Annotated in this window: 16 protein-coding genes; 12 read left to right on the top strand and 4 right to left on the bottom strand. The window is 75.7% G+C overall.

All coding sequences use genetic code 11. From position 1 onward, the window contains the following. Positions 1-16 precede the first annotated feature (16 nt). The 6 genes from ACUN9U_RS05045 (at position 17) to dnaB (ending at position 6,318) form a co-directional block, all read left to right on the top strand. Positions 17-1,420 (top strand): hypothetical protein, encoded by a 1,404-nt coding sequence (locus tag ACUN9U_RS05045; protein WP_445483832.1) that lies wholly within the window; start codon positions 17-19, stop codon positions 1,418-1,420. A gap of 143 nt (positions 1,421-1,563) precedes the next feature. Beyond that, positions 1,564-1,854, top strand: a complete 291-nt coding sequence (gene rpsF / locus ACUN9U_RS05040; protein WP_445483831.1) for a 30S ribosomal protein S6 — start codon at positions 1,564-1,566, stop codon at positions 1,852-1,854. Positions 1,855-1,937: 83 nt separating this feature from the next. Then, entirely contained in the window at positions 1,938-2,522 is a 585-nt protein-coding gene (locus tag ACUN9U_RS05035; protein ID WP_445483830.1) for a single-stranded DNA-binding protein, read from the top strand. Between the two features lie 94 nt (positions 2,523-2,616). After that, positions 2,617-2,853 (top strand): 30S ribosomal protein S18, encoded by a 237-nt coding sequence (rpsR, locus tag ACUN9U_RS05030; protein WP_109772846.1) that lies wholly within the window; start codon positions 2,617-2,619, stop codon positions 2,851-2,853. 24 nt (positions 2,854-2,877) lie between these two features. Further along, on the top strand, positions 2,878-3,327 hold the full coding sequence (gene rplI / locus ACUN9U_RS05025) for a 50S ribosomal protein L9 (RefSeq protein ID WP_445483829.1): 450 nt from the start codon (positions 2,878-2,880) through the stop codon (positions 3,325-3,327). Between the two features lie 777 nt (positions 3,328-4,104). Then, the gene (dnaB, locus tag ACUN9U_RS05020) at positions 4,105-6,318 is read left to right on the top strand and encodes a replicative DNA helicase (protein ID WP_445483828.1); all 2,214 of its coding nucleotides are present in this window, start codon (positions 4,105-4,107) and stop codon (positions 6,316-6,318) included. 35 nt (positions 6,319-6,353) lie between these two features. Here the strand turns inward: dnaB and ACUN9U_RS05015 are convergent, their stop codons facing one another. The 3 genes from ACUN9U_RS05015 to ACUN9U_RS05005 all read right to left on the bottom strand — a co-directional run bounded on the left by ACUN9U_RS05015 (position 6,354) and on the right by ACUN9U_RS05005 (position 8,395). Continuing rightward, a complete protein-coding gene (locus tag ACUN9U_RS05015) occupies positions 6,354-6,815 on the bottom strand; it encodes a pyridoxamine 5'-phosphate oxidase family protein (RefSeq protein ID WP_445483827.1) in 462 nt (153 codons plus the stop codon). A gap of 244 nt (positions 6,816-7,059) precedes the next feature. Beyond that, positions 7,060-7,668, bottom strand: a complete 609-nt coding sequence (locus tag ACUN9U_RS05010) for a LysM peptidoglycan-binding domain-containing protein (protein ID WP_445483826.1) — start codon at positions 7,666-7,668, stop codon at positions 7,060-7,062. Positions 7,669-7,762: 94 nt separating this feature from the next. After that, complete coding sequence (locus ACUN9U_RS05005) at positions 7,763-8,395, bottom strand: LysM peptidoglycan-binding domain-containing protein (protein ID WP_445483825.1); 633 nt, start codon at positions 8,393-8,395, stop codon at positions 7,763-7,765. 209 nt (positions 8,396-8,604) lie between these two features. Here ACUN9U_RS05005 and ACUN9U_RS05000 point away from each other — a divergent pair, with 209 nt between their 5' ends. The 4 genes from ACUN9U_RS05000 (at position 8,605) to ACUN9U_RS04985 (ending at position 13,930) form a co-directional block, all read left to right on the top strand. Next, a complete protein-coding gene (locus tag ACUN9U_RS05000) occupies positions 8,605-10,035 on the top strand; it encodes a DNA polymerase IV (protein ID WP_445483824.1) in 1,431 nt (476 codons plus the stop codon). 300 nt (positions 10,036-10,335) lie between these two features. Continuing rightward, on the top strand, positions 10,336-12,036 hold the full coding sequence (locus ACUN9U_RS04995; RefSeq protein ID WP_445483823.1) for a DEAD/DEAH box helicase: 1,701 nt from the start codon (positions 10,336-10,338) through the stop codon (positions 12,034-12,036). 142 nt (positions 12,037-12,178) lie between these two features. Then, complete coding sequence (locus ACUN9U_RS04990) at positions 12,179-12,481, top strand: DUF1540 domain-containing protein (protein ID WP_445483959.1); 303 nt, start codon at positions 12,179-12,181, stop codon at positions 12,479-12,481. A 126-nt stretch (positions 12,482-12,607) separates the two neighbouring features. Continuing rightward, positions 12,608-13,930, top strand: a complete 1,323-nt coding sequence (locus ACUN9U_RS04985) for an MFS transporter (protein ID WP_445483822.1) — start codon at positions 12,608-12,610, stop codon at positions 13,928-13,930. On the opposite strand, the gene ACUN9U_RS04980 is transcribed toward ACUN9U_RS04985, so the two are convergent. Beyond that, positions 13,905-14,507 (bottom strand): GNAT family N-acetyltransferase, encoded by a 603-nt coding sequence (locus ACUN9U_RS04980; protein ID WP_445483821.1) that lies wholly within the window; start codon positions 14,505-14,507, stop codon positions 13,905-13,907. The two genes, ACUN9U_RS04985 and ACUN9U_RS04980, sit on opposite strands and share 26 nt — an antisense overlap. A gap of 72 nt (positions 14,508-14,579) precedes the next feature. Between ACUN9U_RS04980 and ACUN9U_RS04975 the strand changes: the two genes are divergently transcribed. Both ACUN9U_RS04975 and ACUN9U_RS04970 read left to right on the top strand, forming a co-directional pair. Next, positions 14,580-15,869, top strand: a complete 1,290-nt coding sequence (locus ACUN9U_RS04975) for a lycopene cyclase family protein (RefSeq protein WP_445483820.1) — start codon at positions 14,580-14,582, stop codon at positions 15,867-15,869. Continuing rightward, positions 15,866-16,561: a phosphatase PAP2 family protein gene (locus tag ACUN9U_RS04970; RefSeq protein ID WP_445483819.1), complete on the top strand. Its 696-nt coding sequence runs from the start codon at positions 15,866-15,868 to the stop codon at positions 16,559-16,561. The genes ACUN9U_RS04975 and ACUN9U_RS04970 overlap by 4 nt, the downstream gene beginning before the upstream one ends. Positions 16,562-16,567: the final 6 nt, after the last annotated feature.

Genomic DNA, 16,567 nt, shown 5'->3' with positions numbered 1-16,567 from the left:
GGGGACGATCACGGGCGTGGGAGCACCCAGCCGCACCGACGGCGTCGTCAGGGCCGCCAGCGAGGTGGTGGGCGGCCCCCTGGGCGACCGCGCGGCGCCGGGCCCCGCGGGCAGCCGCCTGTGGGGCGCCGGACCGCTGCTGGCGCTGGCGGCCGTGGTCCCCGTCGCGCTGGCGGCGTTGACGCGGCAGCACTGCCGCACCAGCGGCTGGGCCTCCCCCGACCAGTTCGTGCACGCCTGCTACTCCGACGTGCCGGCGCTGTTCGCACAGGGCGGGGCCGCTGGCCAGCCGCCCACCACGGCCGTGGTGCTGCGCCTGCTCGACCTGGTGGCGACCACGCCCCGCGGCGCCTTCGACGTCTCGGTGCTCCTGGCCGCCCTGTGCCTGTCCTTGTCGGCGGTGCTCCTCGTCCGCGCACGCCGGGGGCGGGGAGGCGCCTCCGGCTGGGAGGCGGCCCTGGTCGCGCTCAGCCCGGTCGTGGTCACCGCGGGGCTGGTGTCGGTCGACCTGGTCGGCGTCCTGCTGCTCAGCGCGGCGCTGCTCGCGCTCTCGCACCGCCGGCCCGCGGTCGCCGGTGCCCTGGTCGGGCTCGCCGCCGGGGTGCGGCCGGCGGTGGGCCTGGTGCTCGTGGCGCTGTGGCTGGTCGTCGTCGTCGGCCGTCGGGCCCGCGGGCAGCAGGCGCCGGAGCGCGAGGAGGAGGCGCCGGAGCGCGCGGAGCACCCCCTGGGGCCGCTGGAGGCCCTGGCCGCCACCGCCGCGGCCGTGCTCGCCGGCGGGCTGGTCACGCTGGCCTCCAGCCTCGGCACGGGGACCCAGCCGGGCGGGTCGCGCTGGTGGGACGGCTCCGGCGGAGCCGGCTTCGGCTCCCCGTGGCTGCTGCCGGCGCTGCAGGGCAGCCTGCCCGGCGGTGCGGGGCTGCCCTGGTCGGCGCTGCCGGCGGGAGCGGTGACCGCGCTGGCCGCAGCCGGGCTGGTCCTGGTCCTCCTCCTGGGTGCCGCGGCGGCTGCCCGCACGGCCGGTGCCGAGCCGGTGCGGCGCCTGGCCGCCACGGCGCTGGTGCTCGTCGCGGGCGGCCTGGCCGTCTCCCCCAGCGTGCCGGTGCAGGCGACCCTCGTCGTCCTGCCGCTGGCCGCGGTGGCGGCCCCGCGGTGGCGCGACCACCTGCCCTGGGCGCTGGCCGAGTGCGCCTACGCCACCGGCACCTGGCTGTACCTGCACGCCACCAGCTCCGAGGACGGCAGGGGCGCCTCGCCCGGGGCGTACGCCGCGCTGCTGGTGCTCCGGCTGGCGGCGCTGGGCCTCCTGGCCGTGCAGGGCGTGCGCCTGACCGCCCGCTCGGCCCGGCAGCCCGGCGAGCGGCGGGCCGCGCGCTCGGCCGACGACGACGTCCGGTCGCCGGTCGCGCAGCCGGTAGACTGACCTGCTGGCCCGGTCCCCCGGGCCGCTGCCGCCCGCTCGAGGACGGCGCTGACCCGCTCCGGCGGGTCCGCGCAGCCCCGGTGCGCGGCACCTCCTGTCACGGAGAGACCGTGACCGCCGAGTCCAGAGGAGGTGGGCCGCTGATGCGCGCCTACGAACTGATGGTCATCCTCGACGCCGAGCTCGAGGAGCGCACCGTCGCCCCGTCGCTCGACAGGTTCCTCAACGTCGTCCGCGCCGACGGTGGCACCGTCGACGCCGTCGACATCTGGGGCCGCCGTCGCCTGGCCTACGACATCGACAAGAAGTCCGAGGGCATCTACGCCGTCGTGACCATGAAGACCGAGCCGGCCACCGCCAAGGAGCTCGACCGCCAGCTCAACCTCAACGAGGCCGTGCTGCGCACCAAGCTCCTGCGCCTCGAGACCGCCTGAGACCCGCTGTCGGCGCCGGCTGCTAGACCGGCGACGCACGCGGACCGCACGCGACAGACCACCCAGCTGCTGAGGAGCACCCCATGGCCGGCGAGACGACGATCACCGTCATCGGCAACCTGACGAGCGACCCGGAGCTGCGGTTCACCCCGTCCGGGGCGGCCGTGGCCGGCTTCACGGTGGCCTCCACGCCCCGCACCTTCGACCGCCAGAGCAACGAGTGGAAGGACGGGGAGACCCTGTTCATGCGCTGCTCGGTCTGGCGCGACGCGGCGGAGAACGTCGCCGAGTCCCTGACCCGCGGCACGCGGGTCATCGTCACCGGCCGCCTGGTCTCGCGCTCGTACGAGACCAAGGAGGGCGAGAAGCGCACCACCATGGAGATGCAGGTCGACGAGATCGGCCCGTCGCTCCGCTACGCCAACGCCAAGGTCAACAAGACCCAGCGCTCCGGCGGTGGTGGGGGCGGTGGCTTCGGCGGCGGCTCCGGTGGCGGTGGCGGCTTCGGCGGTGGCTCCGGCTCCGGCGGGGGCGGCGGCTTCGGCGGCTCCTCCGGCGGCCAGTCCAACGACCCGTGGGCCACCGGCCCCTCGGGCGGCGGCGGCGGCCAGGGCTCCGGCGGCGGCAGCTGGGGCGGCGGCTCGTTCAACGACGACCCGCCGTTCTGACAGACGGCTCTTCCCGCACTTCCAGACCCACAGACCACGTCCACCATCCCGGCCCCTGCCAGCGGGGCCGGGCTCCGAGAGAGGGAGCTCCACGATGGCCAAGCCCGCTGTGCGCAAGCCCAAGAAGAAGGTCAACCCGCTCAAGGCGGCGAAGATCACCACGGTCGACTACAAGGACACCGCGCTGCTGCGGAAGTTCATCTCCGACCGCGGCAAGATCCGCGCCCGCCGCGTGACCGGTGTGTCCGTCCAGGAGCAGCGCCAGATCGCCACCGCCGTGAAGAACGCGCGCGAGATGGCCCTGCTGCCCTACACCAGCTCGCCGCGCTGACCGGCTGACAGAGGAGACCGAGACATGAAGCTCATCCTCACGCAGGAGGTCACCGGCCTCGGTGCCCCCGGCGACGTCGTCGACGTCAAGGACGGCTACGCCCGCAACTACCTCGTGCCCCGCGGCCTGGCCACCGGCTGGACCAAGGGCGGCGAGAAGCAGGTCGCGCAGATCCGCGCGGCCCGCGCCAGCCGCGAGCTGGCCTCGATCGACGAGGCCAAGTCCGTCAAGCAGCGCCTGGAGTCCGCTCCGGTGCAGCTGCAGGTGCGCACCGGCACGGGCGGGCGCCTGTTCGGGTCCGTGACTCCGTCGCTGGTCGCCAGCGCGGTGAAGGACTCCACCGGCACGTCGATCGACCACCGCAAGGTCGAGATCGGCAACCCGATCCGCTCCACCGGCGAGTACACCGTGCAGGTCCGCCTGCACCCCGAGGTGTCCGCCTCGATCGACGTGCAGGTCGTCCCGGAGGCCTGAGCCGCCGGCAGCGCCGCTGCACCACCTCGACGCCCGTCCCGCAGCCGCGGGGCGGGCGTCGTCGTGCCGGGCGCGGACGGCGCCACGGCGCCCCCGGTCGTCCCTCCGCGCACCGGAGGCGCCGGCTGGTTCCCCACGACGCCTCCGAGGCGCCGATGCCGTCCCACCCGCTCCCGGGACCGTTCCGACCGTCCTCGAGGCTCGGTGCGGTCGGCTCCCGAGCTGGTGAGCGCCCTGCGGCACGGGGCCCGTTCATGACCCACAGCAACGGTCTGCCGTGAGGCGTGAGCGCTGCGTCACCACCGGCGCGTCGACCGCGACACGCCGGTGCGCCGACACGCCGCAACCTCCGGTTCATCCTGTGGACGGCTCGTCGTCCACATCCCGGGGGTGGACGTCGCCGCAGGTCACAGGCCGTGCAGAAATGATCGACACCGAGTTATCCACAGTTGTCCACAGGTCTGTCCCCAGGTTGTGGACAACTCCCCCTCCCTGCGTCGCAGGTGGGAGCGGTGCGGCATCCGGCTGTCCACAGGCCCGCCGCGCCGGGGGGCGCCGATCGCCCGCAGAGCCCGCCGCGGGCACCTACCGTCGTCTGGCGCCACCGCGTCCGCGGCACGAGGCGGCGGAGGCCCTCCGGCCCCCGTCCACCCCCTCCCGCCGCGCTTCCCGCGGACTGTCGGTGGTGGGTGGCTAGATGTGGTGAGCGGTCCGGGTGCGGGCCGGCAGGACGGGTGGGCGGAGCACCGCTCAGGAGAGGCAGGGGGGCTGACACGGATGTCGCTGGCCGACCTCGAGCAGTACGAGTCCTCCGCCGGACCGGCGCAGGAGCTGGGGCGCACGCCCCCGCAGGACGTCGCCGCCGAGATGAGCGTGCTGGGCGGCATGATGCTCAGCAAGGACGCCATCGCCGACGTCGTCGAGCAGATCCGCGGCACGGACTTCTACCGGCCCGCGCACGAGCTCGTCTACGACGCGATCATGGACCTCTACGGCCGCGGGGAGCCGGCCGACGCGGTCACGGTCGCCGCGACGCTGACCCGCAAGGGCGACATCGGGCGGGTCGGCGGCCCCGGCTACCTCCACACGCTCATCTCCTCGGTGCCCACGGCCGCCAACGCCGGCTACTACGCCCGGATCGTGCGCGAGCGCGCCGTCCTGCGGCGCCTGGTCGAGGCCGGCACGCGCATCGTCCAGCTCGGGTACGCCGCCGAGGGCGGTGACGTCGACGCCCTGGTGAACACCGCGCAGGCGGAGGTCTACGCGGTCACCGACCAGCGCCAGACCGAGGACTACGTGCCGCTGGGCGCCACGATCGAGGCGACCATCGACGAGATCGAGGCGTCCAGCCACCGCGGTGACGGGATGATCGGCGTCCCCACCGGCTTCGCCGACCTGGACGCGCTGACCAACGGCCTGCACGGCGGGCAGATGATCGTCATCGCCGCGCGCCCGGCCATCGGGAAGGCCCTGGCGCTCGACACGCCCCTCCCGACGCCCACCGGCTGGACGACCATGGGCGAGGTCCGCGTCGGTGATGACGTCATCGCCGCCGACGGCAGCCCCACCCGCGTCGTCGCCGCGACCGAGGTCATGGTCGACCGCCCCTGCTACGAGGTGGTCTTCGACGACGGGACCACCGTCGTCGCCGACGCCCAGCACCAGTGGGTCGTCCGCGAGTCGCCGCAGACGCCCCTCACCACCGAGCAGCTCGCGGCCCGGTGGACAGCCGGCTCCTCGGTGAGCGTCAGCGTCACACGGCCGGTGGCCCTGCCCGACGTCCCGGTGGCGCACCCGTACGCGGTCGGTGCTCTGTGGGCCGCGCGCGGCTGCGCGCTGCCCCTGCAGGTGCTGGCGCTCGTCGAGGGTGACGGCGTCGACCCTGACGGCATCAGCGGGGAGCTCGACGACGCCGTGGACGTCCTCCTGCGCGGATCGGTCGCCCAGCGCCGGGACCTCCTCGCCGGCATCGCCGACGTCTGGGGGGCGCCCGGACCGTCCGGGGAGCTCCTCCTGCCCTCAGGACGGCCCTTCTCGCCCGTCGCCGCCGAGCTCGCCAGCTCCCTGGGTGCTCGGGCGACCCTGGACGAGGCGCACCGCCACGTCGTCCTCGACGGCGGAGTCGCGGACTTCCGTCGCAGTGACCTCTCACTGGAGCGCAAGCGCGCTCGAGGTGCAGCGCAGGCGCGGCAGCACCGGCTCGTCGTCGAGGTGCGTCCCGTGCCGAGCGTGCCGGTGCGCTGCATCGAGGTCGACCACCCGTCGCACCTCTACCTCGCGACCAGGTCGATGGTGCCCACGCACAACTCGACCATCGGCCTCGACATCCTGCGGTCGGCGGCGATCAAGAACAACATGCCCGCCGTCGTCTTCTCCCTGGAGATGGGCAAGACCGAGATCACCATGCGCCTGCTGTCCGCCGAGGCGAAGGTGCCGCTGCAGAACATGCGCAAGGGCACCATGCGGGAGGAGGACTGGACCCGCCTGGCGCGCACCATGGGCGCGGTGAGCGAGGCCCCGCTCTTCATCGACGACAGCCCCAACATGACGCTCATGGAGATCCGGGCCAAGTGTCGCCGGCTCAAGCAGCAGCACGGGCTCAAGCTCGTCGTCATCGACTACCTGCAGCTGATGACCTCCGGCAAGAAGGTCGAGAGCCGCCAGCAGGAGGTCTCGGAGTTCTCGCGGGCGCTCAAGCTGCTCGCCAAGGAGCTCGAGGTGCCGGTCATCGCCATCTCCCAGCTCAACCGCGGTCCGGAGCAGCGCACCGACAAGCGCCCGGCGATGGCCGACCTGCGCGAGTCCGGCGCCATCGAGCAGGACGCCGACATGATCATCCTGCTGCACCGCGAGGACGCCTACGAGAAGGAGAGCCCGCGGGCGGGGGAGGCCGACCTCATCGTCGCCAAGCACCGCAACGGACCCACCGACACGATCGTCGTGGCCTTCCAGGGCCACTACTCGCGCTTCGTGGACATGGCCACCGGCTGACCCCGCAGACCCGTCCGCGCCAGCAGGGTGTGCGGTCAGCCGCCGAGGGCGCTCGGCACCCGCCCCGCCGCGAAGTCGATGAGCCCCACCCAGCTGGGGGTGAGGGCGATGCGGGCCATCGGCCGGTCCCGCAGGCTGTCGGCCCAGGCGCGGCCCTGCTCGGGATCGGAGTAGCGCACCGCGGCGAGCTCGTACTCAGGCACCACGTGGTCGAGCACCTCGACGTGCACCCTGCCGCGCAGTGACAGGGCCTGGTAGGGCCAGACGTCGGTGTCGATGGTCACCGCGACGTCTGGCCGCTCCCGCAGGACCCGGACCTTCGGGGCGCGCGCGGGCGAGCCGAAGACCAGCTCCTCCCCGGTCCAGTGGAACCAGATCGGGACGACCCGCGGGGTGCCGTCGTGCCACGTGTACGCCAGGCGCGCTGGCACCCTGGACCTGAGCAGGACGTCGACCGCCGGGTCGCCGAGGAGTGACAGGTCTCCCTGCTGCGCCACCGCCACCTCCTGAGGAGTGGACAGAGCGCCCAGGGTAGTGACGCGGGTCACAGCCGGACAAGGGTCAGGAGCGAGGACGGCACGGTCCTCCGCCCGGGGCGACGCTCGGTCCGCGTGCTCGGGCGGTGCTGGGGCTCCCGGCCCTGACGTGCGGACCCCGCCGTCCCGCGGACGGGGCACCGGGGATGCGACAAGGGCGCGTCCGCCGCGGCGGACGCGCCCCTGTGGTCGCGGTCGGGACGGGTCAGACGGCCAGGACGGCGCCGACGCGCAGGCGGTCGGGGTCCGCCCCGATGACGGCGGCGTTGGCGGCGTGCAGCGCCTGCCAGCTGGTGCCGGCAGAGGTGGCGATGCTCGACAGGGTGTCGCCGGCCTGGACCGTGTAGCTGCCCGAGCTCGTGGTGCGCTCAGAGGAGCGGGAGGCCGCCGGGGCCTCGCGCGAGCCGGCGACCTCAGCGGCGGCTGAGCCAGCCTCGTCCGCGGCGGTCAGGCCGAGCTTCGCCGAGCAGGAGGGCCAGGCGCCCCAGCCCTGCACCGCGAGGACCTCCTCGGCCACGGCGATCTGCTGCTCGCGGCTGGCCAGGTCGGCGCGGGAGGCGTACTGGCCGCCGCCGAAGCCCTTCCAGGTGCTGGCGGAGAACTGCAGTCCGCCGTAGTACCCGTTGCCGGTGTTGATCGACCAGTTGCTGGTGCTCTCGCAGGCGGCGAGCCGGTCCCAGGTGCTCGCCGAGGCGGCCTGGGCGCTGGTCCCGGACAGGGCCACCAGAGGGGCTGCTGCCAGGGAGGCTGCTGCCGCGAGGGCGAGCAGGCGGCGGCGGGAGCTTCGGACCGGGGCGCTGGTGGAGGAGGTCATCGGCCACGAGACTGACACACATCACCGAGAGTGTCGAAAAGACCCCGTGCATGACATGACTGTGACTCCCCGTAGCGGAGGTCCTCGCCGCAGGTCAGACGGAGAGGACCTGTCCCACGAAGATGCGGTGGGGGTTGCTGCCGATCACGGAGGCGTTGGCCGAGTAGATGGCCTGCCACGAGGTGCCCTGTGCGGCAGCGATCTTGGCGAGCGTGTCTCCGGGCGCCACGGTGTAGGAGCCGCCCGCGCGAGCCGCTGAGCGCGACGCCTGCGGCGCGCGGTCGGCGGTCACGTCCGGTGCCGGAGCGGCAGCGGGCGCGGCGCCGGCGGACCCGGCCTTGTCCGCGGCGGACAGGCCCAGCTTGCGCGAGCAGGCGGGCCAGGCGCCCCAGCCCTGCGCGGCGAGGACCTTCTCCGCGGTGGCGATCTGCTGCTCGCGGCTGGCCAGGTCGGCGCGGGAGGCGTACTGGCCGCCGCCGAAGCCCTTCCAGGTGCTGGCGGAGAACTGCAGTCCGCCGTAGTACCCGTTGCCGGTGTTGATCTTCCAGTTGCCGGTGCTCTCGCACTGGGCGAGGCGGTTCCACGTGTCACCGCTGGCGGCCGAGGCGGGGGCGGCGACGGCGACGACGGGGGCGACGGCCACCGCCGCGGTGGCGGCGACGCCGAGCGCGCGACGCGTGATGCGGCTGGGCTCGGGCTGGGCGCGGTGGCGGGCGGTGCGGCTCACGGGTGACCTCCGTGTCGACGGTGCTCCTGGGCCCGGACCCTGCAGCGGGTCGACCGGGCGTTCGCCCACAACCTACGGAGGCGGTGTGCGTCCGTGGGCGCTTTTGGGAGAACGTTTGGAGGAGCCGCTGCGGGTACCGTCGTGAGGTGCACCCGGACGGACCAGTGCGCGACGCAGCGCACAGTTCCGACCACGGTGGGCACCGGACGGTGCTGCACGTCGACCTCGACGCCTTCTACGCCGCCGTCGAGCAGCGCGACAAGCCCTCCCTGCGCGGGAAGCCCGTCGTCGTCGGCGGCACCGCCTGGCGGGGGGTCGTGGCCACGGCGTCCTACGAGGCTCGCGCCTTCGGGGTGGGGTCGGCGATGCCGACCGCGGTGGCCCGCCGCGCGTGCCCCTGGGCCGCCTACCTCTCCCCGCGCTTCCCCGCCTACCGGACGGCCTCGGCGCGGGTGATGGCGCTGCTGGCCGACCTCGCCGGACCTCCTGGGCTCCTCGAGCCGCTGTCCCTGGACGAGGCCTACGTCGACCTGACGGCCTCCTCCACCGGCCCCGAGGACGACGGCGTGCTCGCCGCGGCCGTGGCCTTCCGCGAGCGGGTCCGCGAGGAGGTGGGCCTGACGGCCTCGGTCGGGATCGGCACCAGCAAGCTGGTGGCCAAGGTGGCCTCGGACCTGCGCAAGCCCGACGCGCTGCTCGTCGTGCCGGCGGGTGCGGAGCGCTCGGTGCTGGCCCCCCTGGGCGTGAGGGCGCTCCCCGGCGTCGGGCCCGCCACGGAGGCCCGCCTGGCGGCGCTGGGCGTGACCACGGTCGGCCAGCTGGCCGCGACCGACGAGCGCGAGCTCGTGTCCGTGCTCGGTCGCGCCGCGGGCACCGCGCTGCACGCCGCCGCGCACGGAGTGGACCCGCGGCCGGTCGTGCCCCAGCGCGAGGCCAAGTCCGTGAGCGCCGAGGAGACCTTCGCCACCGACGTCGTCGACAGGGCCGCGCTCTCCGCCGAGCTCGCGCGGATGGCCGCCAGGGTGGCCGAGCGGCTGCTGGCCAACGGCCTCCGGGGCCGCACGGTGACCGTCAAGGCGCGGCGCTACGACTTCTCCACGCTCGCGCGCTCGGCGACCACGGCGGCCGGCAGCGCCGGGGTGGCGAGCGCGGAGGAGATCACCGCTGCGGCGCTGCCGCTGCTCGCGGCCATCGACACCACCGGTGGCCTGCGCCTGCTCGGCGTGGGCGTGTCGGGCCTGGTGGGCGCTCTGGAGGGTCTCGACGACCCGGTGCAGGGCGACCTGCTCGCCGACCTCCTGGCGCCCGCCGACCCCGAGGAGGACCACGGAGACCAGCGCCGCGCCGACCAGGACGCCGACCAGGACGCCGACCACGCCGCCGACGCCGCCGACGACGACGCTGGCGCTGCTGCGGAGGCAGCGGAGCCGCCGGGGGCCGGCAGCTCCAGCCCCGCGGCGGTGTCCTGGCGGCCCGGTCAGGACGTGCTCCACGACGAGCACGGGGCCGGGTGGGTGCAGGGGTCCGGCGTGGGGCGGGTCACCGTCCGCTTCGAGGGGCCGCACACCGGCGTGGGGCGCGTGCGCACCTTCGCCGTCGACGACGCCTCCCTCTCCGCCGCTGACCCGCCAGTGTGGTGACCGCGACACCAGGGACCCGTCCGGCCGGGTGCTGCGTGTTACTGGTGTTCCACGTGTGACGCATGTGGCGTGTCGCGTCAGGGGCGCCGCGCCGATGGGGCACACTGGGGGTGCGCGGCAGCGTCCGACGCGCCGAGCCCGAGGCTCGCAGCGGACCGCCCACCCGATCACCTCCCGCGCCGCGCCGGCGTGACGCCCCGGCGGGAGGTGGCCAGCCACCAGCGCCGAGCCGAGGCTCCAGCGCGGGACAGGCCTGCGCCGCGCACGAGCGCGCCGCGGCCCGAGAGGAACACGCGAACCGTGCCCCCCACGAACACGCCCGGGAACAGCACCCCCGGCCACAGCACTCCCGGTCACACCACCCCCGGCCGTCCGGCCGGCGCCTCCTCCGGCGACGGCGGCGGCGACCAGCGCCGACGGCGCCGCGGCGGCCGAGGACGCGGCGGCGGCGGCCAGGGCCCCGCCGCGCGGGCCGCGGTCCCCGGCTCCCGCTCCCTGGCGCCCGGCTCGCTGGCCGGAGGCTCCCTGCCGCCAGCCGCGCCGCAGGCACCTCGCACCGCGCCGCCGGCACCGCGCGCCGCTCGGCCCGCCGAGGCGCCGGCCACCCCCGCGCCCGCTGCACCGCCGGCACCGGCCCCTGCGGCCGCGACCGCGGCCGGCGCCTCGTTCGCCGCCCTCGGCGTCCCCGCGCCGCTCGTCGCGGCACTGGAGGCCCGCGGCGTCACCGACCCCTTCCCCATCCAGGCCGCCACGCTGCCGGACACCCTGGCCGGCCGCGACGTGCTGGGGCGCGGCCGCACCGGGTCGGGGAAGACCATCGCCTTCGCGCTGCCGCTGGTCGCCCGCGTCGCCGCCGGGTCCGCTCCGCGCACCCCCCGGCGCCCCCGCGGCCTCGTGCTCGCCCCCACCCGCGAGCTGGCCACCCAGATCGCCGCCACGGTCGAGCCGCTGGCCCAGGCCGCCGGGCTGCGCACCACCGTCGTCTTCGGCGGCGTGCCGCAGGGCCGGCAGGTGACCGCCCTGGCCGCGGGCGTCGACCTGCTCATCGCCTGCCCCGGCCGCCTGGAGGACCTCCTGCGCCAGCGCGAGCTCACGCTGGACGGCGTGGAGGTGACGGTGCTCGACGAGGCCGACCACATGGCCGACCTCGGCTTCCTGCCCGGGGTGAAGCGCCTGCTGGACGCCACGCCGCGCGGCGGGCAGCGGCTGCTGTTCTCGGCCACGCTGGACAACGGCGTGGACGTCCTGGTCAAGCGGTACCTGGTCGACCCGCTCACGCACTCCGTCGACAGCGCCGCGGCCCCGCCGCCGGCCATGACGCACCACGCGCTGCACGTGGCCGACGCCGCCGCCAAGACCGACGTCGTCCGCCACCTGGCCTCCGGCACCGGCCGCCGCGTGCTCTTCCTGCGCACCAAGCACCAGGCCAAGAAGCTGGCCAAGCAGCTGACCGCGTCGGGCATCCCCGCCGTGGACCTGCACGGCAACCTCTCCCAGAACGCCCGGGTGAGGAACCTGGACGCCTTCACCTCCGGCGAGGTCAAGGTCATGGTCGCCACCGACATCGCGGCCCGCGGCATCCACGTCGACGACGTCGAGCTGGTCGTCCACGTCGACCCGCCGACCGAGCACAAGGCCTACCTGCACCGCTCCGGGCGCACCGCGCGCGCCGGCTCCGGCGGGGACGTCGTGACGGTCGTGCTGCCCGAGCAGGCCCGGGAGGTCGCCACGATGATGCGCCAGGCGCGCGTGAGCGCGGCGCAGCACCAGCGGACGACGCCGGCCTCGCCGGTGGTCGTGGAGCTCACCGGCGAGGTGGCCCCCCACGTCGAGCCGGCGCCCCCGGCGCCCGCCGCCCCGCCGGCGCGCGCGGGCGGAGCCGCCCGCGGCTCGTCCTCCCGGCGCAGCTCCGGCCGCTCCCGCGCGGGCTCGCCCGCCGGTGCGCGCGGCAGCGGCGGAGGTCGCCGAGGCGGTCAGGAAAGGCTCTCCTCATATCGGTGAGGCAAGCCTCACCGAATATCGGAACGGCCTCGTTGACTATCGCGAACGGGCGCTGACCTGCGACGACGTGCTCGCGGAACGGGCCTTCCACCTTTATGGTGTGAGCACCCGGATATCCCCGTCCCACGCCTTGGAGGTCACCGTGGCCACGCTCGAGATGCCCGCCGTCACCGAGTGCACCGTCGCCGGCTGCTCCTACAACCACGACGGGTGCCACGCCTTCGCGATCACCGTCGGCTCGGCTGACGGCTCCGCGGACTGCGGCACCTTCATCCCGCTGAGCACCAAGGGCGGGCTGGACAAGGTGGTGGCGCAGGTGGGTGCGTGCTCGCGCAGCGACTGCACCTTCAACAGGGACCTGGAGTGCACCGCGAGCTCCATCCGCGTGGGAGCCGGGGCGAGCGGCTCGGACACCGCCGCCTGCCTCACCTACCAGGCCTCCTGAGGCACCGGCCGGCCTCCGGGCCGCGCCGCCCGAGCACGGACCGCCGGTCGTCGCGCTGCGACGGCCGGCGGTCGTCGTCGCAGGGCACCCGGCCACCGGTCGGCGGCGACCCGTGAGACTGGCCGTGTGCGGGCGTGGCTGGTGTGGGGCGTCGGCGTCGCGGCGTACGTGGTCGCGGTGCTGCAGCGGACCTCCTTCGGGGTGGCCGGCCTGGCCGCTGTCGAGCGCTTCGGCACCACCGCCGCCGCCGTCTCGGCGTTCACGGTCCTGCAGCTGCTCGTCTACGCCCTGCTGCAGGTGCCCGCCGGAGTCCTGCTGGACAGGTTCGGCACCCGGCGCCTGGTGGTCACCGGTGGTCTCCTCATGGCGGCCGGCCAGCTGGTGCTGGCGCTCGGGGGTTCGCTGCCCCTGGCGGTGCTGGGCCGCGTCCTCGTCGGCGCCGGCGACGCGCTGACCTTCATCAGCGTCCTGCGGCTCGTGGCCGCCTGGTTCCCGGCGCGCCAGGCGCCCGTCATCACGCAGCTGACGGGGCTGCTGGGCCAGCTGGGCCAGGTGCTGTCCGCGGTGCCGCTGGTGGCGCTGCTGTCCGGACCGGGCTGGGCGCCGGCGTTCGCCTCCACGGCGGCGCTGGGCGTGCTCGCCGTCGTCCTGGTGGCCCTGGTGGTCCGCGACGCCCCGGGGGTGCGCACCGCCTCCGGGCCGGCGCTGAGCTGGTCCAAGGCCGGGCGCGACCTGGTGCGCGCCTGGCGCCACCCCGGCACCCGCCTGGGGCTGTGGAGCCACTTCGCCACGCAGTTCCCCGGCACGGTCTTCGTCCTCATGTGGGGCTTCCCGTTCCTCGAGCGCGGGGAGGGCCTGCCCCGCGCCACCGCGAGCGCGCTGTTCACGTCCTACGTGGTCGCCGGGCTGGTGGCCGGGCCCCTGCTGGGGGTGCTGGTCGCCCGCCACCCCCTGCGGCGGTCGTGGCTCGTGCTGACCATCGTGGCCGGCAACGCCGCCGCCTGGACCGCCGTGCTCGCCTGGCCCGGTCCGGCGCCGCTGTGGCTGCTGTGGCTGCTCGTGCTGGCCCTGGCCAGCGGCGGACCGGGGTCCATGGTGGGCTTCGACTACGCCCGCACCTTCAACCCCGCCGACCGGCAGGGCACCGCGACCGGCATCGTCAACGTCGGCGGCTTCGTGGCGAGCCTGCTCACCGTGCTCGCCGTGGGCGTGGTGCTCGACCTCACCGGCGGCGACTACTCCCTGGGCGACTTCCGCGCCGCCTTCAGCGTGCAGTACGTCGTGTGGGCGGTGGGCGTGACGGGGGTGCTGGTCACGCGGCGCCGGGTGCGGGCGCAGCTGGCAGCCGAGGGCGTGGTGGTCCCCCCGATCCGCGTCGCCCTGGCCCGGCGCTTCACGCGGCGGGCGCGCTCCGGCGCCCCGGTCAGGCCGGAGGAGGACCGGGGCTGACGACCGGCAGGGACCCGGTGGTCACCGGGTCCGGCGGGGCCAGGTCGCTGGGGCGCAGCCGGTAGACCCGCAGGTGCAGGTCGTAGTACTTGTCGGTCTCGCCGACCCACTCCATGCCCAGGCGCCGCGCGATCCACTCACCGCGCTCGTTGCCCGGGCGGACCACGGCGAAGACCTCCGAGGCGCCGTGGTCGAAGGCCCAGGCGGCCAGGGCCCGCGCGCCCTCGCTGGCGTAGCTCTGGCCCCAGTGCTCCGGCGCGAGCTGCCAGGCGATCTCGAGGTCCTCGCCGTGCGGGGGCATGGTCCGCAGCACCAGGGCGCCGACCACGACGCCGTCCTCCTTGCGCGCCAGCGCCCACCGGCCGACGAACTGCTCGACGTCGCCGTCACCGGTGACCTGCTCGGCCCGCCACTGCTCCAGCCTGTCGGCCATGGCCTGCTCGTCGGGCACGGCGTCGGCGGCAGGAGCGAGCCAGCGGGAGACCCTCTCGTCACCGAAGACGGCGAGGGCGGCGGCGGCGTCGGAGCGCTCCCAGTCGCGCACGACGAGGCGCTCGGTGGTCACCAGGTGGGTCACGCCGACACCGTAGCGCCCACCGGACCGGGTGACACCCGAGGAAGATCAACTCCAGGTGGGTGACCATGGGTCGTGCCGTCCGCCGCTCCCGACGCCGACGTCGCCCTGCTCGGTGGCGGTGGCGCGGGGGTCGCCGTGCTCCACCACCTCGTGCTCGCGCTGGAGCGCGAGCCGCGCCGCCGGCCCCTGCGCGCGGTGGTGGTCGACCCCCTGGACAGGCTCACCGCACGGCCCGCGGACCGGACCTGGTGCTCCTGGCTGCCGAGCCGGGGCCGGGCCCTGGAGGTGCTGGCGCCAGCGGTGCACCGCTCCTGGAGCAGCGTGCTGGTCGTCGGGCCCGACGGCGCTCCCAGCGCCCTCGACCTCGGCCCGCTGGTGTACGCCATGGTGCGCGGGGAGGACTACTACGCCCACGTCGCAGGTCTCGTGGAGCAGGCGCGGGCGCGCGGCCTGCTGCACCTGGAGCACCTCCCGGTCACCGCCGCCGCCGTGGAGGAGGACGCCGGGAGCGCCCGTGTGGTGCTGCCCGGCGGGGTGCTGCGGGCCCCCGCCGTGCTCGACTCCCGCCCTGCGCCACCCGCCGGACCCGGCGCGTCCGCCCTCGTGCAGGAGTTCCTGGGCCGGCGGGTCCGCGTGGACGGCGCCGGCCTGGACCCCGACCGCGCCGTCCTCATGGACTTCTCCGTGCCCCAGCCCGAGGTCGGGCTCGCCTTCGGGTACTGCCTGCCGAGCGACGCCGCCACCGTGCTCGTGGAGCACACCGCCTTCGTGCCCCGACCGCTGGGGGAGGGCCGGCACGCCGAGGCCCTGGAGGCCTACCTGCCCCGTGCCCTGGTGGGCGCGCCGCCGACGGCGCCCGCGGTGGTCGAGCACGAGGAGAGCGGCGTCATCCCCATGACCGACGCCCCCTTCCCCCGGCGGGGCCCAGCACCGCGGGGGCTGCGGCGCAGCAGGGTGCTCCGCCTGGGGACGGCGGGCGGGGCGGTGCGCCCCTCGACCGGCTACGCCTTCACGGCCATGCAGCGGGCGGCGCGCGCGCTGGGCGGCCAGCTGGCCGCGGGTGTGCCCGGTGACCACCTCGACCTGCCCCGCCCCTACCCGCGGCGGCACGCGTGGATGGACGCGCTCGTGCTGAGGGCCCTGCTGGACGGGCCCGAGCGCGGGGGCCTGGACGGCCCGGACTTCTTCGTCAGGCTCTTCGCGCTCAACCCCGCCGAGCGGGTGCTGCGCTTCCTGGACGGGCTGACCCGCCCCGGGGAGGAGCTCGCGCTCATGGCGACCTCGCCGCGCGGGCCGATGCTGCGCGCCGCGGCGCGCGACGCCGCCTGGCGGCTGCGCACCGCGAGGGGTGCGCTGCGGTGACCGGCGCCCCCGTGCGCCGGCGCCTGCTGCTGGCCGCGGCCGGGCTGGTGGGCCTGGCCGCGGCGCTGGGCGCCGACGCCCTCTCCGGGGGCCTGGTCAGCCGGCTGGACGAGCCGGCGAAGGCCCTCGGGGAGCAGCTGCGCTCACCGGCGCTCACGCCCGCGGTGCGCCTGCTGTCCGACCTCGGCACCACGCCCTACCGGGCGCTCCTGGCGGCGGCCGTGGCGGTGCCGCTGGCCCTGCACCGCTCCACCTGGCGCCCGCTGGGGTACGCCGCCCTGGTGGTGGCCGCCGCACCGGCCGTCAGCGCCACCACCAAGCGCCTGCTCGAGCGGCCCCGGCCCCCGGCCTCCGAGGCGCTGGAGCACCCGCTGGACCCGTCCTTCCCCAGCGGCCACGCCACGGCGTCCGCGGCGCTGGCCGTGGCGCTGGCCGTGCTGGCCGTGACGGCCCTGCGCGGCTCGTGGGCCCGGGTGGCCGCGGTGGCCGCCGCCGCCGGCTTCGCGCTGGTGGTCGGGCTGACGCGCATCTACCTCGGGGCGCACTGGCTGACCGACGTCCTGGGCGGCTGGTGCACCGGCGCTGCGCTCGCCCTGGCGCTGGCGGCGGCCACCAGGCCCTGGCTGTCGCCACCGGGCCCTCCGGATGCGTCAACCTCGCTTGACGGATCACATGCCGTCAAGGATGCTTGACGCCGT

The organism is Quadrisphaera sp. KR29, from assembly GCF_052644995.1.
The sequence above is the reverse complement of the archived record's forward strand: the minus strand, read 5'-3'. Positions and strand labels throughout refer to the sequence as shown.